The sequence below is a fragment of the Neisseria sp. KEM232 genome (genome assembly GCF_002237445.1).
Taxonomy (GTDB): Bacteria; Pseudomonadota; Gammaproteobacteria; order Burkholderiales; family Neisseriaceae; genus Neisseria.
Genome location: NZ_CP022527.1, coordinates 1026055 through 1051640, shown reverse-complemented (window position 1 = coordinate 1051640; position 25586 = coordinate 1026055). Strand labels below are relative to the sequence as shown.

General features: G+C 53.4%; 17 protein-coding genes, 6 tRNA genes and 4 pseudogenes. 14 read left to right on the top strand and 13 right to left on the bottom strand.

Going from position 1 to position 25586, the window contains the following annotated elements:
• Window positions 1-104 precede the first annotated feature (104 nt).
• The 6 genes from rplK (at window position 105) to rpoC (ending at window position 11241) form a co-directional block, all read left to right on the top strand.
• Complete coding sequence (rplK, locus tag CGZ77_RS05180) at window positions 105-539, top strand: 50S ribosomal protein L11 (protein ID WP_002220151.1); 435 nt, start codon at window positions 105-107, stop codon at window positions 537-539.
• Entirely contained in the window at window positions 539-1234 is a 696-nt protein-coding gene (gene rplA / locus CGZ77_RS05175; RefSeq protein ID WP_009425975.1) for a 50S ribosomal protein L1, read from the top strand. The genes rplK and rplA overlap by 1 nt, the downstream gene beginning before the upstream one ends.
• 239 nt (window positions 1235-1473) lie before the next feature.
• A complete protein-coding gene (rplJ, locus tag CGZ77_RS05170) occupies window positions 1474-1974 on the top strand; it encodes a 50S ribosomal protein L10 (RefSeq protein ID WP_009425976.1) in 501 nt (166 codons plus the stop codon).
• 61 nt (window positions 1975-2035) lie between these two features.
• Window positions 2036-2407, top strand: coding sequence for a 50S ribosomal protein L7/L12 (rplL, locus tag CGZ77_RS05165; protein WP_009425977.1), 372 nt, complete (start codon window positions 2036-2038; stop codon window positions 2405-2407).
• A gap of 221 nt (window positions 2408-2628) precedes the next feature.
• Complete coding sequence (gene rpoB, locus CGZ77_RS05160; RefSeq protein WP_009425978.1) at window positions 2629-6825, top strand: DNA-directed RNA polymerase subunit beta; 4197 nt, start codon at window positions 2629-2631, stop codon at window positions 6823-6825.
• Between the two features lie 204 nt (window positions 6826-7029).
• Window positions 7030-11241 carry a DNA-directed RNA polymerase subunit beta' gene (gene rpoC / locus CGZ77_RS05155; RefSeq protein ID WP_009425980.1) on the top strand — a complete coding sequence of 1404 codons (4212 nt, stop codon included), beginning with the start codon at window positions 7030-7032 and terminating at the stop codon, window positions 11239-11241.
• Between the two features lie 151 nt (window positions 11242-11392).
• Here the strand turns inward: rpoC and CGZ77_RS12445 are convergent.
• From CGZ77_RS12445 to CGZ77_RS12755, 10 genes and pseudogenes are all read right to left on the bottom strand, one after another.
• Window positions 11393-11608, bottom strand: a pseudogene (locus CGZ77_RS12445) (hypothetical protein); the annotation flags it as partial.
• A gap of 18 nt (window positions 11609-11626) precedes the next feature.
• Window positions 11627-11731, bottom strand: a pseudogene (locus tag CGZ77_RS12760) (IS481 family transposase); the annotation flags it as partial.
• Between the two features lie 5 nt (window positions 11732-11736).
• Window positions 11737-11877, bottom strand: a pseudogene (locus CGZ77_RS12045) (IS5/IS1182 family transposase); the annotation flags it as partial.
• Window positions 11878-12127: 250 nt separating this feature from the next.
• A complete protein-coding gene (locus tag CGZ77_RS05140) occupies window positions 12128-16945 on the bottom strand; it encodes a calcium-binding protein (RefSeq protein ID WP_157697516.1) in 4818 nt (1605 codons plus the stop codon).
• Entirely contained in the window at window positions 16932-17585 is a 654-nt protein-coding gene (locus CGZ77_RS05135) for a hypothetical protein (protein ID WP_094030998.1), read from the bottom strand. The genes CGZ77_RS05140 and CGZ77_RS05135 overlap by 14 nt, the downstream gene beginning before the upstream one ends.
• Before the next feature lie 78 nt (window positions 17586-17663).
• Entirely contained in the window at window positions 17664-18152 is a 489-nt protein-coding gene (locus tag CGZ77_RS05130; RefSeq protein ID WP_094030997.1) for a hypothetical protein, read from the bottom strand.
• Window positions 18153-18172: 20 nt separating this feature from the next.
• Window positions 18173-18805 (bottom strand): hypothetical protein, encoded by a 633-nt coding sequence (locus tag CGZ77_RS05125; protein ID WP_094030996.1) that lies wholly within the window; start codon window positions 18803-18805, stop codon window positions 18173-18175.
• A 335-nt stretch (window positions 18806-19140) separates the two neighbouring features.
• Window positions 19141-19629 (bottom strand): hypothetical protein, encoded by a 489-nt coding sequence (locus tag CGZ77_RS05115; protein WP_094030994.1) that lies wholly within the window; start codon window positions 19627-19629, stop codon window positions 19141-19143.
• 217 nt (window positions 19630-19846) lie between these two features.
• Window positions 19847-20260, bottom strand: a pseudogene (locus CGZ77_RS05110) (transposase); the annotation flags it as partial.
• The gene (locus CGZ77_RS12755; protein ID WP_369830583.1) at window positions 20247-20423 is read right to left on the bottom strand and encodes a hypothetical protein; all 177 of its coding nucleotides are present in this window, start codon (window positions 20421-20423) and stop codon (window positions 20247-20249) included. The gene CGZ77_RS12755 and the pseudogene CGZ77_RS05110, both read right to left, overlap by 14 nt.
• A gap of 30 nt (window positions 20424-20453) precedes the next feature.
• Here CGZ77_RS12755 and CGZ77_RS12440 point away from each other — a divergent pair, with 30 nt between their 5' ends.
• Window positions 20454-20672 (top strand): hypothetical protein, encoded by a 219-nt coding sequence (locus CGZ77_RS12440; RefSeq protein ID WP_083479440.1) that lies wholly within the window; start codon window positions 20454-20456, stop codon window positions 20670-20672.
• Window positions 20673-21263: 591 nt separating this feature from the next.
• Here CGZ77_RS12440 and CGZ77_RS05095 read toward each other — a convergent pair.
• From CGZ77_RS05095 to hpnC, 3 genes are read right to left on the bottom strand one after another with little or no spacing between them, the layout of a single operon-like run.
• Window positions 21264-21536, bottom strand: coding sequence for a hypothetical protein (locus CGZ77_RS05095; protein ID WP_009425297.1), 273 nt, complete (start codon window positions 21534-21536; stop codon window positions 21264-21266).
• A 42-nt stretch (window positions 21537-21578) separates the two neighbouring features.
• The gene (locus tag CGZ77_RS05090) at window positions 21579-23117 is read right to left on the bottom strand and encodes a phospholipase D family protein (protein WP_009425296.1); all 1539 of its coding nucleotides are present in this window, start codon (window positions 23115-23117) and stop codon (window positions 21579-21581) included.
• A gap of 28 nt (window positions 23118-23145) precedes the next feature.
• Window positions 23146-23961 carry a squalene synthase HpnC gene (hpnC, locus tag CGZ77_RS05085; RefSeq protein ID WP_009425295.1) on the bottom strand — a complete coding sequence of 272 codons (816 nt, stop codon included), beginning with the start codon at window positions 23959-23961 and terminating at the stop codon, window positions 23146-23148.
• 226 nt (window positions 23962-24187) lie between these two features.
• Here hpnC and pgsA point away from each other — a divergent pair, with 226 nt between their 5' ends.
• The 7 genes from pgsA (at window position 24188) to CGZ77_RS05055 (ending at window position 25435) form a co-directional block, all read left to right on the top strand.
• Window positions 24188-24751, top strand: a complete 564-nt coding sequence (pgsA, locus tag CGZ77_RS05080; RefSeq protein ID WP_009425293.1) for a CDP-diacylglycerol--glycerol-3-phosphate 3-phosphatidyltransferase — start codon at window positions 24188-24190, stop codon at window positions 24749-24751.
• A 76-nt stretch (window positions 24752-24827) separates the two neighbouring features.
• A tRNA-Gly gene (locus tag CGZ77_RS05075) sits at window positions 24828-24903 on the top strand.
• A gap of 25 nt (window positions 24904-24928) precedes the next feature.
• Window positions 24929-25004, top strand: a tRNA-Gly gene (locus CGZ77_RS05070).
• 17 nt (window positions 25005-25021) lie between these two features.
• A tRNA-Gly gene (locus CGZ77_RS05065) sits at window positions 25022-25097 on the top strand.
• A gap of 37 nt (window positions 25098-25134) precedes the next feature.
• Window positions 25135-25208 (top strand) — tRNA-Cys (locus tag CGZ77_RS05060).
• Between the two features lie 17 nt (window positions 25209-25225).
• Window positions 25226-25303: transfer RNA gene (locus CGZ77_RS12035), tRNA-OTHER, on the top strand.
• A gap of 42 nt (window positions 25304-25345) precedes the next feature.
• Window positions 25346-25435, top strand: a tRNA-Leu gene (locus CGZ77_RS05055).
• Window positions 25436-25586 lie beyond the last annotated feature (151 nt).

Here is a 25586-nt window from a genome sequence, read left to right as displayed (position 1 = left end):
TGCTTTTTTTTGAAAAAGCAGTATAATAATAGACTGTTTTATTTTTGGTAAATAACTGGGGAGCAAGTTCATTGCGTTAATACCCATTTTAGGAGTTTATTTAAGTGGCAAAGAAAATTATCGGCTATATTAAGCTGCAGATTCCTGCAGGCAAAGCCAACCCTTCCCCTCCAGTTGGTCCTGCTTTGGGGCAGCGCGGTTTGAATATTATGGAGTTTTGTAAGGCGTTTAACGCTGCAACTCAAGGGATGGAGCCTGGTTTGCCGATTCCTGTGGTGATTACTGCGTTTGCAGACAAGTCATTTACTTTTGTAATGAAGACGCCTCCTGCTTCCATTTTGTTAAAGAAAGCTGCAGGTTTGCAAAAAGGTAGTTCTAATCCCTTAACCAATAAAGTGGGTAAGTTGACGCGTGCTCAATTGGAAGAGATTGCAAAAACCAAAGAGCCTGATCTGACTGCTGCTGATTTGGATGCGGCTGTTCGCACAATTGCAGGGTCTGCCCGCTCTATGGGTCTTGATGTGGAGGGTGTTGTATAATGGCAAAAGTATCTAAACGCTTGAAAGCATTGCGCTCCTCTGTTGAGGCTAATAAGTTATATGCTATTTATGAGGCTATTTCGCTGGTAAAAAAAGCGGCTACCGCCAAATTTGACGAATCTGTAGATGTTTCGTTTAATTTGGGTGTGGATCCTCGCAAGTCCGATCAGGTAATCCGTGGTTCGGTCGTGTTGCCTAAAGGTACCGGTAAGACAACCCGTGTGGCTGTATTTGCTCAGGGGGCGAATGCCGATGCAGCAAAAGTTGCTGGTGCCGATGTGGTTGGTTTTGAAGATTTGGCTGCTGATATCAAGGCAGGTAATTTGAATTTTGACGTGGTTATCGCTTCTCCTGATGCGATGCGTATCGTTGGCCAACTTGGTACTATTTTAGGCCCCCGTGGTTTGATGCCAAACCCTAAAGTAGGCACAGTAACTCCAAATGTTGCTGAAGCTGTTAAAAATGCTAAAGCCGGCCAAGTTCAATATCGTACCGACAAAGCGGGTATAGTGCATGCAACAATCGGTCGTGCTTCATTTGCTGAGGCGGATTTGAAAGAGAACTTCGATGCTCTGCTTGATGCAATTGTAAAAGCCAAGCCTGCTGCTGCGAAAGGCCAGTACCTGAAGAAAGTAGCTGTCTCCAGTACCATGGGTTTGGGTGTTCGTGTTGATACTTCAAGTGTGAATAACTAATATTCATTTAAAAGTTTCGGGCAATCCAAGTACGCTTGGATTGCTTGAATTTGGGCTACTTAATATTAAGTAGATGTCCAAGACCGTAGGGATCGAAAGATTTAATTGTGACAACCCTGCGCAGACGGTAGTCCTGAAACAAATTGCAATGCAATATTGTTTGCAAAATGTCTTTTTAGGTTACCGCGCTGGTGGAGTGCTGAAATAACACTCTTTTGATAAACAGTGGGAGGTAGACCTTGAGTCTCAATATTGAAACCAAGAAGGTGGCCGTAGAGGAAATCAGTGCAGCGATCGCTAATGCGCAGACTCTCGTGGTTGCCGAATATCGCGGTATCAGTGTTTCCAGTATGACCGAGTTGCGTGCAAATGCACGTAAGGAAGGCGTTTATCTGCGCGTTCTGAAAAATACTCTGGCTCGTCGTGCAGTAGAGGGTACTTCATTTGCAGCATTAGCAGACCAAATGGTTGGTCCGTTGGTTTATGCTGCTTCTGAAGATGCAGTTGCTGCTGCAAAAGTGTTGCACCAATTCGCGAAAAAAGATGACAAAATTGTCGTAAAGGCCGGTTCTTATAATGGCGAAGTAATGAATGCTGCTCAGGTTGCTGAACTTGCTTCTATTCCGAGCCGTGAAGAGCTGTTGTCCAAACTGTTGTTTGTTATGCAGGCGCCTGTTTCGGGCTTTGCACGCGGTTTGGCTGCTTTGGCAGAGAAAAAAGCAAGCGAAGAAGTTGCTTAATCGCTATCGATATTTGTCTATTTGATTTATTTTTTAATACAATATTTGGAGTATAAATAGCATGGCTATTACTAAAGAAGACATTTTGGAAGCCGTTGGTTCTTTGACCGTAATGGAATTGAATGACTTGGTTAAAGCATTTGAAGAGAAATTTGGTGTTTCTGCTGCTGCTGTTGCAGTTGCTGCCGGTCCTGCTGCAGGTGGTGCCGCTGCTGAAGAGAAAACCGAGTTTGACGTAATCTTGGCTGCTGCTGGTGAGCAGAAAGTCGGTGTGATTAAAGTTGTTCGTGCGATTACCGGTTTGGGTCTGAAAGAAGCCAAAGACATCGTTGACGGTGCTCCTAAAACTCTTAAAGAAGGTGTTTCTAAAGCTGAAGCTGAAGATATTCAGAAACAGTTGGAAGAAGCAGGCGCTAAAGTCGAAATCAAATAAGGTTTACCTGACTGTGGGCTGGCAGCTTGTCTGCCAGCCTTATTGTGTCTGTTCGAATTGTTCTGGTGAATTTACTTAAATTTTCATATTGGTTTGCGAATTACCAACCGTAAAAATTTAAGTAAGTTTAAATGTCTGAAAAAACTTTTCGGGCTGCTTGATTGTGATGAGCCGTTTTAGTCGGTTATTTTTTATTCATTATTTTGTTGGAGTGTTACGCCATGACTTATTCTTTTACTGAGAAAAAGCGTATCCGCAAAAGCTTTGCGAAGCGTGAAAACGTCTTGGAAGTCCCTTTTTTGCTGGCTACACAGCTGGATTCCTATGCTAAATTTTTACAACAGGAAAAGGGCTACGATAAGCGCATCGATGAAGGTTTGCAGGCTGCCTTCAATTCGATTTTCCCAATCGTGAGTCATAACGGCTATGCCCGTTTGGAATTCGTTCACTATGTCTTGGGCGAACCGCTCTTTGATATTCCCGAATGTCAGTTGCGCGGTATCACTTATGCGGCTCCTCTGCGTGCGCGTATCCGCTTAGTCATTCTTGATAAAGAGTCGTCCAAGCAGGATGTGGTAAAAGAAGTTCGCGAGAATGAAGTGTATATGGGCGAAATTCCCCTAATGACGCCAAGCGGATCGTTCATTATCAACGGTACCGAGCGGGTAATCGTTTCCCAGTTGCACCGTTCCCCCGGCGTGTTTTTCGAACATGATCGCGGTAAAACCCATTCATCGGGCAAACTGCTGTTTTCTGCGCGCGTGATTCCTTATCGCGGCTCTTGGCTGGATTTTGAGTTTGATCCGAAAGATCTGCTTTATTTCCGTATTGACCGTCGCCGCAAAATGCCTGTGACCATTCTTCTCAAAGCTTTGGGTTACAGTAACGAGCAGATTCTCGATACTTTCTACGACAAGGAAAAGTTTTACCTTTCCAAAGACAGCGTACGTACCGATTTGGTTGCAGGCCGTCTGAAAGGCGAAAGCGCGAAGTTGGACATTACCGATAAGGAGGGTAACGTCCTAGTTGCCGCGGGTAAACGAATTACTGCCAAACATATTCGAGATATCGAAAAAGCAGGCATCAAGCACCTGCCTGTCGATCCCGACAGTCTGGTGGGCAAGGTATTGGCAAGAGATGTTGTAGTTGAAGATACCGGAGAAGTGCTGGCTTCCGCCAATGACGAGATCACCGAGGAGCTGTTGGCGCAGTTGGATATTCACGGTGTTAAAGAAATCGAAACCCTGTATATCAACGACTTGGATCAGGGCGGTTATATTTCTGCTACTTTGCGTACCGATGAAACAAACGGCCAACATGCCGCACGCATTGCTATTTACCGCATGATGCGTCCGGGCGAGCCGCCTACCGACGAAGCAGTTGAGTTATTGTTTAACAGATTGTTCTTTAACGAAGAGAGTTACGATTTGTCCCGTGTAGGCCGTATGAAATTCAATACGCGTACTTACGAGCAGAAGCTGAGCGACGAACAGAAAGCTTCTTGGTACGGACGTCTGCTGAATGAAACTTTTGCCGGTGCTGCAGAAAAAGGCGGTTTTGTGCTGAGCGTAGAAGACATTGTGGCATCTATTGCCACTTTGGTAGAGCTGCGAAACGGCCACGGCGAAGTAGACGATATCGACCATTTGGGTAACCGCCGTGTCCGCTCAGTGGGCGAATTGGTGGAAAACCAGTTCCGCAGCGGTTTGGCACGTGTCGAACGTGCGGTGAAAGAGCGTCTCAATCAGGCCGAATCGGAAAACCTGATGCCGACGGATCTGATCAATGCCAAACCCGTATCTGCCGCGATCAAAGAATTTTTCGGTTCCAGCCAACTGTCGCAGTTTATGGATCAGACCAACCCGCTGTCGGAAATTACCCACAAACGCCGTGTCTCCGCACTCGGCCCGGGCGGTCTGACCCGCGAACGCGCAGGCTTCGAGGTGCGCGACGTGCATCCGACCCACTACGGCCGCGTTTGTCCGATTGAAACACCGGAAGGCCCGAACATCGGCCTGATTAACTCGTTGTCGGTTTACGCGCGCACCAACGAATACGGCTTTTTGGAAACTCCCTACCGTCGTGTGGTTGACGGCAAAGTGACTGATGAAATCGAATATTTGTCGGCCATTGAAGAAGGCCGGTTCGTGATTGCGCAGGCCAATGCCGCCTTGGATGCAAAAGGCCGTCTGATTGACGAGCTGGTTACCTGCCGTGAAAAAGGCGAAACCATCATGGCTACCGTCGACCGTGTCCAATATATGGATGTGGCAACCGGCCAGGCGGTATCGGTAGCGGCTTCGCTGATTCCATTCTTGGAGCATGACGACGCCAACCGCGCTTTGATGGGTGCGAACATGCAGCGTCAGGCAGTTCCCTGTCTGCGTGCGGAAAAACCGATGGTGGGGACGGGCATCGAACGCGCCGTGGCCGTCGATTCGGCAACCGCCATCGTTGCCCGCCGCGGCGGTGTGGTCGAGTATGTCGATGCCAACCGCGTTGTGGTGCGTGTGCACGATGATGAGGCAGTGGCCGGCGAAGTGGGTGTGGACATCTACAATCTGGTGAAATTCACCCGCTCTAACCAATCGACCAATATTAACCAGCGCCCTGCCGTTAAGGCAGGCGACGTGTTGCAGCGCGGCGATTTGGTGGCCGACGGCGCTTCGACCGATTTGGGCGAGCTGGCGTTGGGTCAGAACATGACCATCGCTTTTATGCCGTGGAACGGTTACAACTACGAAGACTCGATTCTGATTTCCGAAAAAGTGGCCGCCGACGACCGCTACACCTCGATTCACATCGAAGAGCTGAACGTGGTTGCGCGTGATACCAAATTGGGTGCGGAAGATATCACCCGCGACATCCCGAACCTGTCTGAGCGTATGCAAAACCGTTTGGACGAATCCGGCATCGTTTATATCGGTGCGGAAGTGGAAGCGGGTGACGTGCTGGTCGGCAAAGTAACGCCTAAAGGCGAAACCCAGCTTACCCCCGAAGAAAAACTGCTGCGCGCCATCTTCGGCGAAAAAGCGTCCGACGTAAAAGACACTTCGCTGCGTATGCCCACAGGTATGAGCGGTACCGTAATCGACGTGCAGGTATTTACCCGCGAAGGCATCCAGCGCGACAAACGCGCCCAGTCGATTATCGATGCTGAGCTCAAACGCTACCGCTTGGATTTGAACGACCAACTGCGTATTTTCGACAACGACGCATTCGACCGCATCGAGCGCATGATTGTCGGCCAAAAAGCCAACGGCGGCCCGATGAAACTGGCCAAAGGCAGCGTCATTACTGCCGAATATCTGGCCGGCTTGCCGAGCAAGCACGACTGGTTTGACGTGCGCGTGGCCGACGAAGGTATTGCCAAACAGATGGAGCTGATTAAAGGCAGCCTGCAAGACAAACGCGAAGAAGCCGAAAGCCTGTTTGAAATCAAGAAAAAGAAAATGACCCAGGGCGACGAACTGCAGCCCGGCGTACAGAAAATGGTGAAAGTATTCATCGCCATCAAACGCCGTCTGCAGGCAGGCGACAAAATGGCCGGCCGCCACGGTAACAAAGGTGTGGTATCGCGCATCCTGCCCGTGGAAGACATGCCCTACATGGCAGACGGCCGTCCGGTCGACATCGTGTTGAACCCGCTGGGCGTACCTTCGCGTATGAACATCGGCCAGATTCTCGAAGTGCACCTGGGTTGGGCAGCGAAAGGCATAGGCGAACGCATCGGCCGCATGCTTGACGAGCAGCGCAAAGTCAAGGAAATCCGCAAATTCCTCGACACCATGTACAACGGCGATTTGGGCGGCCCCGATATGCACAAGGAAGACCTGTCGAAACTCAGCGACGAAGAAATCCTCACGCTGGCGCGTAATCTACGCAACGGCGCGACCTTCGCTTCGCCCGTATTCGACGGAGCCCACGAGAGCGAAATCAAAGCCTTCCTCGAACTGGCCTACCCCAGCGACGACCCCGAAGTGCAGAAACTCGGTTTCAACGACACCAAAACCCAGATTACGCTCTACGACGGCCGCTCGGGCGAGCCTTTCGACCGCAAAGTAACCGTCGGCGTGATGCACTATCTGAAACTGCACCACTTGGTGGACGAGAAAATGCACGCCCGCTCGACCGGCCCGTACTCGCTTGTAACCCAGCAGCCCTTGGGCGGTAAAGCACAGTTCGGCGGCCAGCGTTTCGGTGAGATGGAGGTATGGGCGCTGGAAGCCTACGGCGCATCCTACACCTTGCAGGAGATGCTTACCGTCAAGTCCGACGACGTCAACGGCCGTACCAAAATGTACGAAAACATCGTCAAGGGCGAGCACAAAATCGACGCAGGCATGCCCGAATCGTTCAACGTCCTTGTCAAAGAAATCCGCTCACTGGGCTTGGATATCGACTTGGAACGCCATTAAAACGGAGTTTCAGACGGCCTCTGCCTGCATGAGGCCGTCTGAAAAGACCGGAACCCGCCTGTTTTGTTGAAACAGAATACGGCAGGTATCTTTTCTTCCGTTTTCAGACGGCCTTTCCGCTGTCTGCAGGCCGTCTGAAAAAACGTTTCGGCATCCCATCGGCCGGACGGGACGAAAAACACACTTCCTTATTAAGGAGCAAAAATGAAAGCATTGTTAGATTTGTTTAATCCCCTGCAAGCCGCAGGAATGGAAGAAGAATTCGATGCCATCAAAATCGGCATCGCATCGCCGGAAACCATCCGTTCGTGGTCTTACGGCGAGGTGAAAAAACCTGAAACCATCAACTACCGCACCTTCAAACCCGAGCGCGACGGCCTCTTCTGTGCCAAAATCTTCGGCCCGGTCAAAGACTACGAATGCCTGTGCGGAAAATACAAACGCCTGAAATTCAAAGGCGTCACCTGTGAAAAATGCGGTGTGGAAGTGACTCTGTCGAAAGTGCGCCGCGAGCGCATGGGGCATATCGAACTGGCCGCGCCCGTCGCCCACATTTGGTTCCTCAAATCCCTGCCTTCCCGCCTCGGCATGGTGCTGGACATGACCCTGCGCGACATCGAACGCGTGTTGTATTTTGAAGCTTTCGTTGTCACCGATCCCGGCATGACGCCGCTGCAACGCCGCCAGCTGCTGACCGAGGAAGACTACTATCAAAAGCTTGACGAATACGGCGATGATTTCGATGCCAAAATGGGTGCGGAAGGTATCCGCGACCTGCTGGCAAGCCTCAATATTTCCGCCGAAGTGGAAATGCTGCGTCAGGAATTGGAAAGCACCAACTCCGACACCAAAATCAAAAAAATCGCCAAACGCCTGAAAGTGCTGGAAGCCTTCCAGCGCAGCGGCATGAAGCTCGAATGGATGATTATGGACGTGCTGCCCGTGCTGCCGCCCGATCTGCGCCCGCTCGTGCCTCTGGACGGCGGCCGTTTTGCCACATCCGATTTGAACGATCTCTACCGCCGCGTCATCAACCGCAACAACCGTCTCAAACGCCTGCTCGAACTGCACGCACCCGACATCATCGTGCGCAACGAAAAACGCATGCTGCAGGAAGCGGTGGATTCCCTGCTCGACAACGGCCGCCGCGGCAAAGCCATGACCGGCGCCAACAAACGTCCGCTCAAATCTCTGGCCGACATGATTAAAGGCAAGGGCGGCCGTTTCCGTCAAAACCTGTTGGGTAAACGAGTCGACTACTCCGGCCGTTCCGTGATTACCGTCGGCCCCTACCTGCGCCTGCACCAGTGCGGTCTGCCGAAAAAAATGGCGTTGGAACTGTTCAAACCGTTTATTTTCCACAAACTGGAACTGCGCGGCGAAGCGTCTACCGTCAAAGCGGCAAAAAAACTGGTTGAGCAGGAAGTGCCGGTAGTTTGGGATATTTTGGACGAAGTCATCCGCGAACATCCGATTATGCTCAACCGTGCGCCGACCCTGCACCGCTTGGGTATCCAGGCCTTCGAGCCGATTCTGATCGAAGGCAAAGCCATCCAGCTTCATCCCTTGGTGTGCGCCGCATTCAATGCCGACTTCGACGGTGACCAAATGGCCGTCCACGTTCCTCTGAGCCTGGAAGCGCAGATGGAAGCCCGCACCCTGATGCTGGCTTCCAACAACGTGCTGTCTCCTGCCAACGGCGAGCCGATTATCGTGCCCTCGCAGGACATCGTCTTGGGTCTCTACTACATGACCCGTGACAAAATCAACGGCAAAGGCGAAGGCAGCCTGTTTGCCGATGTGAAAGAAGTGCACCGCGCCTACCACACCAAACAGGTCGAATTGGGCACGAAAATCACTGTGCGCCTGCGCGAATGGGTGAAAAACGAAGCGGGCGAATTCGAGCCGGTGGTCAAACGCTACGAAACCACCGTCGGCCGCGCCTTGTTGTCCGAAATCCTGCCCAAAGGCCTGCCTTTCGAATACATCAACAAGGCTCTGAAGAAAAAAGAGATTTCCAAGCTGATTAACGCATCGTTCCGCTTGTGCGGTCTGCGCGACACGGTGATTTTTGCCGACCACCTGATGTACACAGGCTTCGGCTTCGCGGCCAAGGGCGGCATCTCCATCTGCGTCGACGATATGGAAATTCCGAAAGAGAAACCGCAGCTGCTGGCCGAAGCTCAGGCCGAAGTGAAGGAAATCGAAGACCAATACCGCCAAGGTTTGGTTACCAACGGCGAGCGCTACAATAAAGTGGTTGATATTTGGGGGCGCGCGGGCGACAAAATCGCCAAAGCGATGATGGACAACCTGTCCAAACAAAAAGTCATCGACCGCGACGGCAAAGAAGTCGAGCAGGAGTCGTTCAACTCCATCTACATGATGGCCGACTCCGGTGCGCGCGGTTCCGCCGCCCAGATTAAACAGCTTTCCGGCATGCGCGGCCTGATGGCCAAACCGGACGGCTCGATTATCGAAACGCCGATTACCTCCAACTTCCGCGAAGGCTTGTCGGTACTGCAATACTTTATTGCGACACACGGTGCGCGCAAAGGCTTGGCCGATACCGCCTTGAAAACCGCCAACTCCGGTTACCTGACCCGTCGTTTGGTAGACGTCACTCAAGACTTGGTTGTCATTGAAGACGACTGCGGCACTTCCGACGGCTTCGTCATGAAAGCCGTGGTGCAGGGTGGCGACGTGATCGAACCGCTGCGCGACCGCATTTTGGGACGCGTGGCCGCGCAGGACATCGTCGATCCTTCCAGCCATGAAACCCTGGTGGAAGCAGGCACGATGTTGTCCGAGCAGCTTGTCGACCTCATCGACAATTCGGGCGTAGACGAAGTGAAAGTACGCACGCCGATTACCTGTAAAACCCGCTACGGCCTGTGCGCCAAGTGTTACGGCCGCGACCTTGCGCGCGGCAAACTGGTCAATGCGGGAGAAGCCGTCGGCGTGATTGCCGCCCAGTCTATCGGCGAACCCGGCACACAGCTCACCATGCGTACCTTCCACATCGGCGGTGCGGCATCGCGTGCGGCAGCAGCCAGCCAGGTGGAAGCCAAATCCAACGGTACGGCACGTTTCAACAGCCAGATGCGCTATGTTGCCAATAACAAAGGCGAGCTCATCGTCATCGGCCGCTCCTCCGAAGTCGTCATCCACGACGATATCGGCCGCGAGCGCGAGCGCCACAAAGTGCCCTACGGCGCGACGCTTCTGGTTCAGGACGGCGCAGCCGTCAAAGCCGGCACCACCCTGGCCACTTGGGATCCGCACACCCGCCCGATGATTACCGAACACGCCGGTACGGTGAAATTTGAAAACGTCGAAGAAGGAGTTACCGTCGCCAAACAAACCGACGAAATCACCGGCCTGTCCACACTCGTCGTCATCGACGGCAAACGCCGTTCCAGCACCAGCAAACTGCTGCGTCCGACCGTGAAACTTGTCGACGAAAACGGCGAAGAAGTCAAAATCCCCGGCACGGAAACCCCCGTGTCCATGGCTTTCCCCGTCGGCGCCGTGATTACCGTGCGCGAAGGACAGGAAATCGGCAAAGGCGACGTACTGGCGCGTATCCCGCAAGCCTCCACCAAAACCCGCGACATTACCGGCGGTCTGCCGCGCGTGGCTGAGCTGTTTGAAGCCCGCATCCCGAAAGATGCCGGCATGCTGGCCGAAGTAACCGGCACCGTCTCCTTCGGTAAAGAAACCAAAGGCAAACAGCGCCTGGTGATTACCGATGTCGACGGCGTGGCACACGAAACCCTGATTTCCAAAGAGAAACAGATCCTCGTCCACGACGGCCAAGTGGTGAACCGCGGTGAAACCGTCGTCGACGGCTCCGTTGATCCGCACGACATCCTGCGCCTGCAAGGCATCGAAGCCCTGGCGCGCTACATCGTGCAGGAAGTGCAGGAGGTTTACCGTCTGCAAGGCGTGAAGATTTCCGACAAACACATCGAAGTCATCATCCGCCAAATGCTGCGCCGCGTGAACATCGCCGACGCAGGCGACACCCGCTTCATCACCGGCGAACAGGTCGAACGCGCCGACGTGATGGCCGCCAACGAAAAAGCCCTGGCCGAAGGCAAAGAGCCTGCCCGCTTTGACAACATCCTTTTGGGTATTACCAAAGCCTCGCTCTCCACCGACAGCTTCATCTCCGCCGCGTCCTTCCAGGAAACCACCCGCGTGCTGACCGAAGCCGCCATCATGGGCAAACGCGACGAATTGCGCGGCCTGAAAGAAAACGTCATTGTCGGCCGCCTGATTCCCGCCGGTACCGGCCTCACCTACCACCGCTCCCGCCGCCGCCAATGGGCGGAGCGGCTGGCAGATGCGAAGGCCGAAGATACCGCGCTGACTGCCGCCGAAGCTGCCGCCGACAGCGGATTGGAAAACTGACCGCAGGAAAAAACGCCGTCCGAAAAGACGGCGTTTTTTATAACCGGACGAATCAAACAAATCCCGCGCAAATTTGTTGCTGTTGTTTCGGGTAGGGAAGCCAAACGTTACTAAGCGGATGTCGGCATGAGTAACAAAATGGAGGCTGAGTCTAAGGTTTAATTGAGAAATAATCCTTAACAAACATAATCTTATTTTCTTTGCTCATGCCGTTATGGCACGCCAAATGGCGCTTTAAGCCCGCAAACATACCGTCAAGCAGGTTAGTGGTGTTTGGGATGTTCAAATCGGGATATTGCTCAAACACAAACAAGTAAGCCAAATTCCGTTTCAGGTTGAAATATGCGCTTCTGAGCTGCTTATGTGTTAGAAAAGTTCGCGTTATTTACACCACAGGTTGAGAAAAATAAGCCTGCAGCACTTCAAAGGGCGTATCCCCTTTCAGGCTGCTGTGGGGCTTGACGGTATTGTAGAAATTCACAAAACGGCACCGCCTCTAAGGTAACGGGTTTTTTGACGATTCAGGTACTGTTCGATCGGCTGCCAATCAATCACCTGATCCAACTTCAATAGTGGGAAGCGGTCGATGTGTTTGGCAATCATGGCTTGTGCGGTTTGCCGGAAGAAGGTGCTCATGAGAAATCCCCTAAATGTCTTGGTGGTAATTTAGGGGATTTGGGGGGATTTTGCAAAGGTCTCAATTCGTCTTAAAAATATCGGAAATTTAAAAAAAAGCAGCCGAAGGCAGGAATACCTGCCTTCGGCTGCTTTTTTTGCAAAGGTCTCAGGCCGTCTGAAACGGTTTCAGACGGCCTCCTGTTGCGTGTACGGCGGTTTCAACTTCGCCGGGCTTCGCTTTCAGACGGCCTCAACCCCTGTTTCTGCCTCAAAAAGACGAAGGGGCAGCCAGCAGCGGTTGCGAAACGGACGCCGTATCGGCAGAGGCCGACATTGCTCCGCTGCCCCCGCCAAATACCGACATCGCCTGTATCAGCCCGTCGGCCGCTTGGGCGTGGGCGGCGAAATCGGGATTGTCCAGCGTACGGTCGGCAAAGGCGAGCCGTTCGATGCGGTGTGCGGAGCCGGCAAAGTAATCGTGGATGCGCACCACATCGCCGTTCCGTCCGAACAAAGCCAGATGATCGCCCTCTCTGCGCCACGAAGCGTCACGGCTGTCCAAACCGGTGAAGTGCAGGCTGTCGCTGCCGCCGTCGTCGCGTATCCAGTCGGCGCCGTCTCCTGCGGCAAAACGGTAGGTGTCGTCGCCGGTGCCGCCGTAGAGCCAGTCGTTGCCTTTGCCGCCGACCAGCAGGTCGTTGCCGGAATAGGCATACAGGTGGTCGTTGCCCTCTTCGCCGTGCAGCACGTCGTTGCCGGTGCTGCCGTGCAGGCTTTGGCTGCCGCTGTAACGCTCGTCGTAGCCGTCGGCTGCGGCGGAAACCAGGCGGGAAACGTATTGGCCGGCATCGGCATAGCGCAGGAAGTCTTCAGCTCTCAGCGTGCGGTCGGCAAAGCGGAATTGTTCGATACGGTGTTCACTACCGGCAAAGAAGTTGTGGACGCGCACAACGTCGCCTTCGTGGTAGCCGTATACCGCCAGATGGTCTTCTTCGCGGCGGAAGCGTGCCTGATCGCTGCGGATGCCTGCCAGTACGATGCTGTCGCTGCCGCCCTCGTCCTGTATCCAGTCGGCGCCGTCGCCTGCGGCAAAACGGTAGGTGTCGTCGCCGGTGCCGCCGTAGAGCCAGTCGTTGCCTGCGCCGCCCTCAAGGGTATCGTTGCCGCTTAAGGCATGGATGTGGTCGCGGCGCCCGCCGCCGGTCAGCGTGTCGTCGCCGCTGCTGCCGTAAACCGGCTGTACGGTATCGTTTTCATCGGTGTCATGCTCTTGCGGCGGCTGCGGTTTTTCAGGCTGCGTCTCTTCGGCGGCTTTGATGCGTACCGACCAGTTTTGCGAAGCGGCGAGCCCTTTGCGGTCGGTGGCGGTAAGGAGCATATCCAAGCCCGTATCGGGGGCGTAGCCGCTGACGGTGCGGGTGGCGGCGTTGAAATAGACGCCGTGGATGCCCGGCGGCAGTGCGCTGCCGTCGGCCAGGGTGACGCTGTAGCGCAAGAAATCACCGTACACGCTATCGGGATCGGCAAACAGGGTATCAGGCAGCCTGAAGCTGAAATAACCTGCTTTGTCGAGCGTCAGGTCTTCGGCCGCTTCGCGCACTTCGGGGGCGCGGTTGGGTTTGGGCAAATCAAACCCCAAAGCGCCTTCGCGGTGGTTGCGGATGCGGATGCTGCCGGACGTGCCGTCGATGGCAAACAGCAGGTCGCCGCCGTCGCGGCTCAAGGTCCAGCCTCGGGATGCGGCGTGCCAGCTTGTACCTCCCTCGTCGGCTTCCCAGTCTGCTTCGGCAATGTTGCGGCCGTCGAGCATGATGTTGCCCAGTCCGTCGCTGTCTTCCAGTATGTCGTTGTCGCCGTTGCGCAGGTCGCTGCTGTGGAACCAGTAGTTGTCGCGGCCTTCGCCGCCATACAGAATATCGTTGCCTGCGCCGCCGGTCAGGCTGTCGTTGCCCAAACCGCCGTAAAGGGTGTCGTTGCCCGCGCCGCCGTCAAGGTAATCGTGGCCGCTGACCGTCTGGTCGCGGTTGTCGTCGCCCCACAGGATGTCGTCGCCTTCCCCGCCAAACAGAAAGTCACCGCCGTCTTGGCCGATAATCAGATCGCGGCCGCTGCCGCCGTAAAGATAGTCGGCCGCGCCGTCCTGCGCGACACGGTGCTCTTCTTTAACCGGAGCAACCGCTGCCTGCAGGCCGTAATCGCCTTTTTCCCAATCCACCGATACCGACCATTTGTCGGTATCGGAATGTATGGCCGTTGCCACATTGAGCGTTTCGCTTTTCCAACCGTCCTGATCGGTATAGGTATGCGTTCTGCCGATCAACGGTTTGTGTACCGAAGGCGGTATGATGCCGCCGATTCCAACTATCCCGCCGATTCCGACCACTCCGCCGTAAAACGGCTCGCCGATGGTGGCCTCAACATAAATCGGACGGGATTTGGCTCCGCCGCGCATAAAGGCATCGCCCAAGATCACATCGTCGCCGGCTCCGCCGTATATGGTGTCCGAACCTTCCGCGCCGCTGAGGAAATCGTTGCCTGTGCTTCCATAGATTTTGTCGTCGCCAAGTCCGCCTGTTGCCCAGTCGCCGCGTTCGCCGCTGCCTGCCGCAAGCAGGTGTTCCCCTTCGTTGCCGGTATGGATAATGTCGTCTCCCGCCATGCCGCTGATGATATCGCGGCCGTTGCCGCCGACTATCAGATCGGCATCCTTGGCCATTTCTTCGACACTGCGTATTCCCGCATAGGAACTGCCGTTTAACACGTCGTTGCCGTCGCCGCCATAGATTTTGTCGGCCATCATGCTGCCGTACACCCTGTCGTTGCCCGCGCCGGTTTGAATCAGCGAAGCATCTGCTGTGCCGGCGAAAACAATATCGTCTTTCAAGCCTCCGCTGACGGCGAAACTTTTACGGGCATTGAGGTAGAAGGTGTTGTAGAGATTGGCGGAATGGGGGGCGTTTTCCCATGCGCCGGTATCGGCGGTTTGCGGCGTTTGCGCCTCTGCCAGGGTAATGCCGAGGGCGGAGAGGCCGTCTGAAGTGTTTTTGGCGGTGTCGAAAAAACCGCGCAGAAGAACGCTGTCTCCTGCGCGGGTGATGATGAGATCCTGCCCCGACTTTTTGGCTGTCATTCTGCCGTCGCGCATGCCGTTTTCGCCGACGCTGTACCAGATGTCTTGGGTGCCGTCCGAATCGCGGACAAAGTTTGCGGCGGTTGCTTCGCTGTGCAGCAATCCGCCGCTGAAGATGATTTTGCCGGTGCCGTCGCTGTCGTAAACGGTGTCGTTGCCGTCGATGTAGTAGGTATCGAAGCCTGCGCCGCCTTCCATGTAATCTGCGCCGCCTTTGCCGTCAAGCACGTCGTTATTCACACCGCCGTAAAGGCTGTCGCCAATGCTGCTGCCGGTCAGTGTGTTTTGCCGGGCTTCGCTGCCGAACAGGATATGGCCGGTCTGCGTAGAGGCAGGGTTGAAACCGTCAAGATCAAGCGTGATATTGCGGTTGAGATCCTGATAAATAAAATCATCACGGAACGACCACGAGCTGACTTGGCTGCCGTACGGTTTGTTTTCTTGCGCGTAATAACTGTTCCAATGCAGCATTTGTGCACGGTCGCGTATGTATTCGGCACTCATACCGTTGGGATTGGCGGCGGAATAAAGATCCAATGAGCCGTTTTGATTATGGCTGCCGTAATCGAAACCGACGATTGCAAACGGATTCAGTTCGCGCAGGGCATAGCGGTAGGCCAAACCTTCGGGCGTGTCTGCGGCGGCCTTGGCGGCCAGATCGGGCACGTCGGACAAACGGGATACGGAGAAGCCGTCTCCAAGCTTGGAAATCTGCAGCTTTAATTTCGCCATCCGCTCGTAAAGCGTATTACGATCGCCTTTTGCGATTTCGACAGCTTTACTGCCGTTGACCAGCTTGTCCAGCATATGAACGGTTGCTTCCAAAGTGTTCTCTTCGTCGTTCTCCGCCGATTGGAACAGCGGGTTGACGAAATCCAAAGCGTCGGCAAGGCTTTTGTCTTGGAGGGATTTGTCCAATGCGAAGAACAGTGAGGCGGTCATCATACTGTCGCTCATTTGCGGCATACCGTGTCCCAAAGTCTGGCCCATTGCATTGTCTTCAATAAAGATTTCGGTTGACTTCCCCGGCTGTTGCAGGCCAATTTTCCAGTTTTGGGCGATGAAATTCATGCTTTTATCGCCGATAATGTTGGTGATTTTTGCAGGATCGAATTTTGCAGCACCTCCCAATGAAGAGAAAACCATACGTATATTTCCCTCATTGTTTGTCCCAACCAAATTTGTCAGAGAGCCGAAACCCGCCCCATTGACCATATAGGCATGTTTGGTCGCATCGGGAAACAGTCGGGAAAATGCAGCCGACAGATGGCCTCCCAAGCTGTGGCCGGTTACGGTTACTTTTTGCTCCGCTACTTCTTTCAAACCTTTTCCCTTTACCGCATTTTCGGAGAAAACAATCCGTTTGACTTTTCCCGAATCAAGGAAATAACCTTGGTTTTCCAATTTGTTTTGCGAAAGATATTCGGAGAAGGCATTTATTCCCAAAACGGAATGGGGATTTTTCACCTGATATTGGGCAGTCAGAGCCAAATCCGTTTCGATTCTTGCAGGTTTAAACTCTTCCTGCACGATACTCTGCCAAAAATTATACATATTGACGATTTGATGGTGTGCCAAACCGTCAAGGGCGATATCCCCTCCGTCCATGGCAACCAAATCATATAAGCTGAGCGTGCCTTTGATGGCAAAGATATACTCTTTTGTGTCTTTGTCCTGAAACAAGGTTGCGGAGAATCCGGTCTCGCCGCTTCCCACCATTTCGATCATATCGGACACAGCCCAAGAACTGTTGTCCGCATCCTTATAGTGGGCAATTATATTGTATTTGTCGGAGACATATGCGGCCAGTCCGGATTTGGATTCGTCTTTGCCGTCATTCTCTTCAATTATTGCGTTTTCAATTTGCTCACTAATATTTGGAAGTTTAAAATCAATTTTAGAAAAGTCCGAATAGCTTGCTTCTGCCAGTAATACATAATTTTCAATGTTTTTCACGATAACGCTCCAATGGTTCAAAATAAATATCCAATAATTCGCTGGATTGTTTGCTGCTCGGGCAGTCGGGAATGTCGTTCAGCCAAGATTTAAAATCAGTTAGTGAAGCCAATCCAGAACTGCCTACTCCCGTATAAACATCTGTTGTTTTAAAAAGCACCTCCTTTCGTTTGACATCATAATATAAAATCTCAAAAATATGCGTATACATTTCTCCTGAAAATCTTCGATAAACAGTAATCCTATTGTTTTTCTGTTTACTATTCTTATACTCCTCCCCCTCAAACACAAGCGTCTTCGGCCCGTTTTTCTCCGTCGGATCGACCAGCCAAGACTTAAACTCCGCCATCTGCTTCCATTCCTCTTCCGACACCGTTTTTTTCCATTCCTCCGGCGGCACGTAAATCTTATAGCCCGCCAGGCCGCATACCGATGCCGCATAGGCCTTGGCCTCTCGGTACTCCATCACCCAATGGGTAACTTGGCCGCCCATCAGCAGCATAAAGCCGGCAAACATGCCCAGCAGCCCCGCCCATCTCCTACCCGTCAGCCATTTGCCCGCTTTGTAGCCGAACACCATCGCCAGCAGCGTCAGCAGCAGCCATAAGCCCAATATAAAAAGTACCAGCAATCCCAGCATTGCTTTTCTCCTTGTTTGATATGCGGTTTCGCCGCTTACGCCGCCGCAAAACCAATTGCACGCAATTCCCAAAACCTTTCAGGCTGCCTGACTGTTTCCAATCAGGCAGCCTGAAAAGTCTGCTGCGCTTGGTGCCGGTTTAAACTCTTCCTGCACAATGCTCTGCCAAAAATTATACATATTGACGATTTGATGATGGGCAAGCCCGTCGTTGGCGATGTCGCCTGCATCTGCAATAGCAAGGTCATATGTCCCCTTGGAACCTTTTATAGCAAAAACATATTCTTTTGTAGTCTTGTCTTGGAACAAGGTTGCCGAAAATCCAAAATCGGATTTGGAATACGGCCGATCTGTGCTTGCCGGATGATTTTCGTCCGTGCAATGGTCAATAACGTTGTATCTGTCAGCAATATATTTGGCCATTCCGCTTTTTGTCTTGCCGTTATCATCCCCTTCATCTTTAATTGCTTTCTCAATTTTGGATTTGTTATCTGCTGAAAGTTCCAATCCAAAAAAGTCAGTATAACTGGCTTCTGTCAATACCATGTAGTTTTCAATGTTTTTCATTGTTAAGCTCCTATTTAAAATTAATTTGTCTGATCTTTATACAAATGTAATAAATCACCTTCATCCATCTTGCTTTCGCAATTCGGAATACTGTCTATCCAAAATTTCAATTCCTCCAACGATTCCCATCCGGAACTTGTTCCGGTATGGGTATGTATTGCTTTAAAAAGTACCTCCTTTCGTTTGACATCATATATTAAATCTTCCCAAACCATTGTATATCCTTTCCTTATCGTTCGTTCATAACTGGTTAGCCTATTATCAATCTGCGAGTCAATTTTATACTCCTCCCCCTCAAACACAAGCGTCTTCGGCCCGTTTCTTTGCGACGGACGCACAAGCCAAGACTTAAACTCCGCCATCTGCTTCCATTCTTCTTCCGACACCGTTTTTTTCCACTCTTCCGGCGGCACGTAAATCTTATAGCCCGCCAGGCCGCACACCGATGCCGCATAGGCTTTGGTCTGCCAGTATTCCACCACCCAATGGGTAATCCAACCACCCATCAGCAGCATAAAACCGGTAAACATACCGAACAGTCTGCCCCATTTCTTCTTAGTAAGCCGTCTGCCCAGCTTATAGCCCAGCACCATCGCCAGCAGCGTCAGCAGCAGCCATATACATAATCCGAACAGTATTGCCAATCCCAGCATTGCACTTCCTCCTTGTTTGAAATACGGTTTCGCAGCTTACGCCGTCGCAAAACCAATTGCAAGCAATTCCCAAAAACCTTTCAGGCTGCCTGACTGTTTCCAATCAGGCAGCCTGAAAGGTCTGCTGCGGTTTCTGCCGGTCTAAACTCATCCTGAACAATGCTCTGCCGGAAATTGTACATATTGACGATTTGATGGTGTGCCAAACCGTCAAGGGCGATATCCCCTCCGTCCACGGCAACCAAATCATATAAGCTGAGCGTGCCTTTGATGGCAAAGATATACTCTTTGCTTACGCCGCCGCAAAACCAATTGCACGCAATTCCCAAAACCTTTCAGGCTGCCTGACTGTTTCCAATCAGGCAGCCTGAAAGGTCTGCTGCGCTTTGTGCCGGTCTAAACTCATCCTGAACAATGCTCTGCCGGAAATTGTACATATCGACGATTTGATGATGGGCAAGTCCGTCGTTGGCGATGTCGCCTGCATCTGCAATAGCAAGGTCATATGTCCCCTTGGAACCTTTTATAGCAAAAACATATTCTTTTGTAGTCTTGTCTTGGAACAGGGTTGCCGAAAATCCAAAATCGGATTTGGAATACGGCCGATCTGTGCTTGCCGGATGATTTTCGTCCGTGCAATGGTCAATAACGTTGTATCTGTCAGCAATATATTTGGCTATTCCGCTTTTTGTCTTACCGTTATCATCCCCTTCATTTTTAATTGCTTTCTCAATTTTGGATTTGTTATCTGCTGAAAGTTCCAATCCAAAAAAGTCAGTATAACTGGCTTCTGTCAATACCATGTAGTTTTCAATGTTTTTCATTGTTAAGCTCCTATTTAAAATTAATTTGTCTGATCTTTATACAAATGTAATAAATCACCTTCATCCATCTTGCTTTCGCAATTCGGAATACTGTCTATCCGAGACCTTTGCAAAAAAGCCCTTCCTTCGACAGCCGGAACCTAAACAAAGATTTTCGGCTGTTTTCGCCCCAAATCACTCCTAATTCTACCCAAATACCCCCTTAATCCTCCCCGGATATCCCTTCCAGCAAAGGCGACAGATGGTTACACTCATGAGTATTGGCGGGGGTAATGTGCAGTTTCTCGATATAGCCTTCCTCATCGGTACGGGTATGTTGTTTGTAACCGAGTTTGTAGAGGCCGTTTTTCTTTGTCCAACGGGCATCGCTGTCTTTGCTCGGTGTGGTTTGACCGCTGACTTGTCCTTCCTCGTCGACTTCTATGGCCTGACGCTGTTTGCTGCCGGCGGTCTGAATAATGGTGGCGTCAACGACGGCGGCGGATGCTTTCTCTACTTTTAGGCCTTTTTCGGTCAGTTGGTAGTTAATCAGTTCCAGCAGTTCGGACAGGGTGTCGTCTTGCGCCAGCCAGTTGCGGTAGCGGCATAAGGTGCTGTAATCGGGGATGCTCAGTTCGTCAAAACGGCAAAACGGCAAAACAGGTTGAAATGCCTTTGGCTTTCAGTCTTCCTATGGCTTGGGCATATAGCGTGTTGGTTTCGTATTTGGCTTCGCTGACGGGCAGGGCTTTGCCGCTGATGCTGTCGAACAGAACCATGACGCCGAACGTACGGCCGAAGTGGGTGGTGTCCATGATGACGTTGGCTACTTCGGGAGCAATGAAGTGCGCTTCAATTTGAACCTTTTTGAGATGTCTCAGAATGGTCTGCCTGCTGCATCCGTAAGTTTTGGCAAGCTGTACGGCGGTTTGTCTGCCTTCTCTGTATGTCTGCCATATTTTCTGCGGATTAAGCCATCTGCCGCCATCAAACTGCCTGCCGCAGAGGTGGCATTTGTGGCGTTGTTTGCTGTTTCGACAGCCGTTCTTTTTGACTTGTTTTGAGCGGCAGAAAGGGCATTTTTTGTATTCAAAGCCTTTGATCTCTTTTAAAGCCTTATATAGTGAGCCAAAATAAAAAATCTACGGCGTTGCTGCGCCTTGCCGTATTACCCATACTGTCTGCGGCTTGCTGCCTTGTATCTTTTTTATTTTGGCTCACTATAGGATAAGGCTTGCAGGGATTCTTAGCCTCCATTTTGTTACTTATGCCCGGATGTATTTGTTTTGTTGTAAAGTCTCGGATATTGGTGCTTTGGGGCTCATTGTCAGTATTGCCCAGCATGTTGTGTACCGTCATCCTGTCGCCGGTGCAGCTGGTTTTCTTTCCCGTATTGTCACTTTGGTGTGGTGGCAGAATCACTTCGATAGTATGGTGAGGCGTTTGTACTCTACGGTGACCCGCGGAGGCACGTTAATCAGTTTGTTCGGATGGTCTATTAAGTTAGTAATGTTTTTTCTTTGGTTTTCATGAATCTGTTTGATTAGCGGCGTGCGGGTAAATATGCAAGAGTGCCGCGGAGTTAAACACTCTTGCGGCCGTGATTGGTTTTAACTTCATTGAAACTTCGCTTTCAGACGGCCTTTCAGACGGCCTCAGTCTTCCTTTGTGCCTTTATCCTGATACGGAATTTGGTCGGAACCGGTCATAAAAAAGAGAATTTTGCAGGCGGCCGGCCAGCAGAGAAGGGCGCAGGGCAGGGCGGCCAACCAGCCGGTTTTGATGTACAGGTAAACGGGTAGGCCGAGCAGGAACAGGGCGGTGGAAAAGGCAATGAGGCGCGGCAGTATCAGCAGCATATTCGCCAGCAGTATCAGGGCGCAGAGGGCGGCGAAGCCCCACAGCAGTACGGTGATGACGAAGTCCACGGCATTCCCCTTGTTGGTTTCAGACGGCCTGCAAACGGGTGCTCACAGCAGTTTTTCAATCGGCAGCAGCGACAGGATGTTGTTGAGCAGGCGTTTCCACAGGCCGGCGTCGGGTTCTTTTTTCAGCAGGGTGTCGGGCTGGTCGGGGTCTTGCCAGCGCAGGCGTTTTTTTTGGCGGTCGAGGACGACTTTGTAGGCGTACTCGGGGGTCATTTGTGCCAGTTCCTGCCGCATTCTCGAGGCGATTTCGCGGCTGTCGAGGACGATGCCCATTTCGGTGTTGAGGCGGGCGGAGCGGGGGTCGAAGTTGAGCGAGCCGATGAAGACGCGTTTATCGTCGACGACGAAGGTTTTGGCGTGCAGGCTGGTGGCGGAGCTGCCGGTGAGGCCTTTGTCGCGTGCTTTCGGAGGGGCGAAGTCGGGTTTGACTTCGTAGAGTCCGACGCCCGCTTCGAGCAGGGCTTTGCGGTAGCGGGCGTAGCCGGAGTGGACGGCGGCAACGTCGGTGGCGCGCAGGGAGTTGGTGAGCACGGTGACGGCGACGCCTTTTTTGCGGATGGCACGGATGGCGTTCATGCCCCATTTGCTGGGGACGAAGTAGGGGGAGACGATGAAGAGGTCGCGCTGCGGTTCGCCCAGGGTGTCGAACAGTTTGTCGGCGACGGAGGGTTTTTCGCGGCTGCGTGACAGGCCTTTGGCGGGGTCGTCGCTGACGAGGCGGGCGTCGGCGTAGAGCCAGGGGATGGTGCCGCTGTCGACGGCGGCGGCCAGCGGGGAGCTGCGCAGGTCTTCGAGGTAGCTTTCGCGCACGGCGGCGTCGCTTTGGCGCGAGCGGTTTAGTTTCAGACGGCCTTTTTCGGCGTCGGCGCGTTTGGCGATGTCGGCGAAGGGGTAGCTCGAACCGCTGGCCCAGTAGCGGTCGAAATCCTGCGAAACATCGGTGACGACGGTGCCGCGCGCGAGGACGTCGAGATCGGCGAAGCCGGTTTCGGTGGAGACGTTGAAGTATTCGTCGCCGATGTTGCGGCCGCCGACGATGGTGTAGCGGTTGTCGGCGGTAAGGGATTTGTTGTGCATGCGCCGGTTGAGGCGGGGAAAGTCGGTGAGGTAGCCGAGGGCGCGGAAGCGGCGGTGGGTGAAGGGGTTGAACAGGCGGATTTCGATGTTGGCTTCGGCGTCGAGGGCGGCGAGTACGTCGTCCATGCCGCGCGTGTTGTTGTCGTCGAGCAGCAGGCGCACGCGCACGCCGCGCCGGGCGGCCTGTTGCAGCATTTGGAACAGCATTTTGCCCGAGACGTCGTTGTGCCAGATGTAGTAGGCGATGTCGAGGGTGCGGTCGGCGTGTTCGATGAGGACGGCGCGGGCGACGAAGGCGTCGTGCGGGTCGGCCAAAAGGTAAACGCCGCTTTGCTCTGTCTGTTTTTCAGACGGCCTGCCTGCGGGCAGGGCGGCTTCGAGGCGGGGGGCGCTTTCGCTTTCGATGTAGGTGGAGACACTGCGGCCGGCGAGGTCGGGCAGCGACTGGCAGGCGCCCAAGAGCAGGGCGGAGCCGGAGAGGAGGACGGGTTTGCTCAGGTTCACAGGCGGTTTCCGGGTTGTTTCAGACGGCCTATTTCTTCATCACCGCCCGTTTGACGATCAGCCACCAGTCCTGCCGTTGCAGCACGGGGCGTTCGGTGAAGACGTCGTAACCGGCGGCGTCGAGTTTTTGCAGAATCATTTGGCCGCCGACGACGATCATGCGCAGTTCGAGGCCGATGCGGCCTTTGAGCGTGTTGCCCAAGGGCGAGCCGGCTTTGAGCATTTTAAAGGCGCGGTCGCACTGGTAGGCCATCAGCCGCCGGAAGGCGAAATCGGCGCGCCCTGCGGCAATCTGCTCTTCGCTGACTTTGAATTTGGACATGTCGTCCTTCGGGATGTAGATGCGGCCTTTTTCACGGTCGATGCCGACGTCCTGCCAGAAGTTGATGAGTTGCAGGGCGGTGCAGATGCCGTCGCTTTGGGCGATGCTGCGGCTGTCGCTTTCGCCATAGAGGTGCAGCATGATGCGGCCGACGGGGTTGGCCGAGCGGCGGCAGTAGTCGGCCAGCTCGGCGAAGTTTTGGTAGCGGGTTTTTTCCACGTCCTGCGAAAACGCGCTCAAAAGGTCGTGAAAGGGTTGCAGCGGCAGGGAAAAGGGGGAGACGGCTTCGTTGTTCAGACGGCGCATCAGGGCGGTTTGCGGCTCTTGTCCCGCGCCGATGCGGCCGAGTTCTTCCTTCAATGCGTTCAGGGCGGCCAGCCGTTCGGCCGCGGGCGCGTCGCCCTCGTCGGCCAAATCGTCGGCATGGCGGGCGAAGGCGTACACGGCGTGCACGGGGCGGCGCAGGCGGCGCGGCAGCGCCCACGAGCCGACGGGGAAGTTTTCGTAATGGTTTGCAGACATGGTTTCCTGTTGCCCAATAATAAAGAAAGCCGCTTTTCAGACGGCCTGTTTGAACGGTGCAACATTCTAAAACAAAGCCTCCGCCGTGAAAACCGAAGGCGCGGGCAATCCGCTATAATGCCGCGCACACACACCGCGCCCTAGCGGTTTCAGACGGCCTCCCGCCATACGGAGGCCGTCTGAAAAACAAGGCGCGCACGCCCAATCCGTACGAAAGAATCACGACATGCCGTGGAACATACCGATACTGCTCACTTGGATGCGCGTCGTCCTGATACCCGTGTTCACCTTGCTGTTTTACCTGCCCGAAAGCTGGATTGCGCCGCAAACTGCCAATTGGACAGCCGCTTTTATCTTCGCCGCTGCCGCCGTGACCGATTGGTTCGACGGCTTTCTTGCCCGCCGCTGGAAGCAGACTTCCGACTTCGGCGCCTTTCTCGACCCCGTCGCCGACAAACTGATGGTGGCCGTCGCCCTGATTCTGCTTGTCAGCCTGCACCGCACCCACGCCATTTTTGCCATGGTGATCATCGGCCGCGAAATCACCATCTCCGCCCTGCGCGAATGGATGGCGCAGATGGGCAAACGCGGCAGCGTCGCCGTCGCGCAAATCGGCAAACTCAAAACCACCGCGCAAATGGCCGCCATCCTGCTTCTGATTGTCGGCGAACGCGACTGGCACGGCTGGAATTTGCTCATTGTCGGCAACGCATTAATGGCCGCCGCCGCCGTGCTTACCATCTGGTCGATGTTTTACTACCTCAAAATGGCATGGAAGGACTTCAAATAAATCCGCCACGGCACTTGACAGTCAAACAAAAGACACTATAATGGCGCCTTCTTTGCCCTAGGGCAGCGAAATACAAGCGGGAATAGCTCAGTTGGTAGAGCGCAACCTTGCCAAGGTTGAGGTCGCGAGTTCGAGACTCGTTTCCCGCTCCACAGTTTGAAATGCAATCCGGTCTATGCGGGAATAGCTCAGTTGGTAGAGCGCAACCTTGCCAAGGTTGAGGTCGCGAGTTCGAGACTCGTTTCCCGCTCCATAAAACCGTATTCGTATGCGGGAATAGCTCAGTTGGTAGAGCGCAACCTTGCCAAGGTTGAGGTCGCGAGTTCGAGACTCGTTTCCCGCTCCATAAAACGAAGTTGTTGTCAGACAACTTTTTTCTTTATGGCGGGATAGCAAAGTGGTTATGCAGCGGATTGCAAATCCGTCGACGCCGGTTCGATTCCGACTCCCGCCTCCACAAATCTCAAGCCTCACGGCGGGGTGGCAGAGTGTTGATGCTACGGGGTGTGCAAACCCCGTACAGGCCGGTTAAAATCCGCGCCCCCGCCTCCAAAGTTTTATCTCTGCTTTTTCCTCCTTTCGGGCAGGGATAAAGCCCGGATGGTGAAATTGGTAGACACAACGGACTTAAAATCCGTCGCCCCTGATACGGGCGTACCGGTTCGATTCCGGTTCCGGGCACCACTAACCGCATTTGCGGTTATTTTTTTGTCTGCCGTATTTGGGGTGTTGCCAGATTTTCGTGTTGTTCCGCTATGTAAGGCCTTTTTGCCGCTGCCGAACATAATCTGTCCGGCGTTTTGCCGTGTGAGGGTCAGGGTAAAAGGTCTGCGGC

Coding starts and splice junctions, on each gene's coding strand:
- rplA (WP_009425975.1), top strand. CDS start 539: ATGGCAAAAGTATCTAAACGCTTGAAAGCATTGCGCTCCTCTGTTGAG.
- rplL (WP_009425977.1), top strand. CDS start 2,036: ATGGCTATTACTAAAGAAGACATTTTGGAAGCCGTTGGTTCTTTGACC.
- rpoB (WP_009425978.1), top strand. CDS start 2,629: ATGACTTATTCTTTTACTGAGAAAAAGCGTATCCGCAAAAGCTTTGCG.
- rpoC (WP_009425980.1), top strand. CDS start 7,030: ATGAAAGCATTGTTAGATTTGTTTAATCCCCTGCAAGCCGCAGGAATG.
- CGZ77_RS05135 (WP_094030998.1), bottom strand. CDS start 17,585: ATGCTGGGATTGCTGGTACTTTTTATATTGGGCTTATGGCTGCTGCTG.
- CGZ77_RS05130 (WP_094030997.1), bottom strand. CDS start 18,152: ATGAAAAACATTGAAAACTACATGGTATTGACAGAAGCCAGTTATACT.
- CGZ77_RS05125 (WP_094030996.1), bottom strand. CDS start 18,805: ATGCTGGGATTGGCAATACTGTTCGGATTATGTATATGGCTGCTGCTG.
- CGZ77_RS05115 (WP_094030994.1), bottom strand. CDS start 19,629: ATGAAAAACATTGAAAACTACATGGTATTGACAGAAGCCAGTTATACT.
- CGZ77_RS12755 (WP_369830583.1), bottom strand. CDS start 20,423: ATGGACACCACCCACTTCGGCCGTACGTTCGGCGTCATGGTTCTGTTC.
- hpnC (WP_009425295.1), bottom strand. CDS start 23,961: ATGTCTGCAAACCATTACGAAAACTTCCCCGTCGGCTCGTGGGCGCTG.
- pgsA (WP_009425293.1), top strand. CDS start 24,188: ATGCCGTGGAACATACCGATACTGCTCACTTGGATGCGCGTCGTCCTG.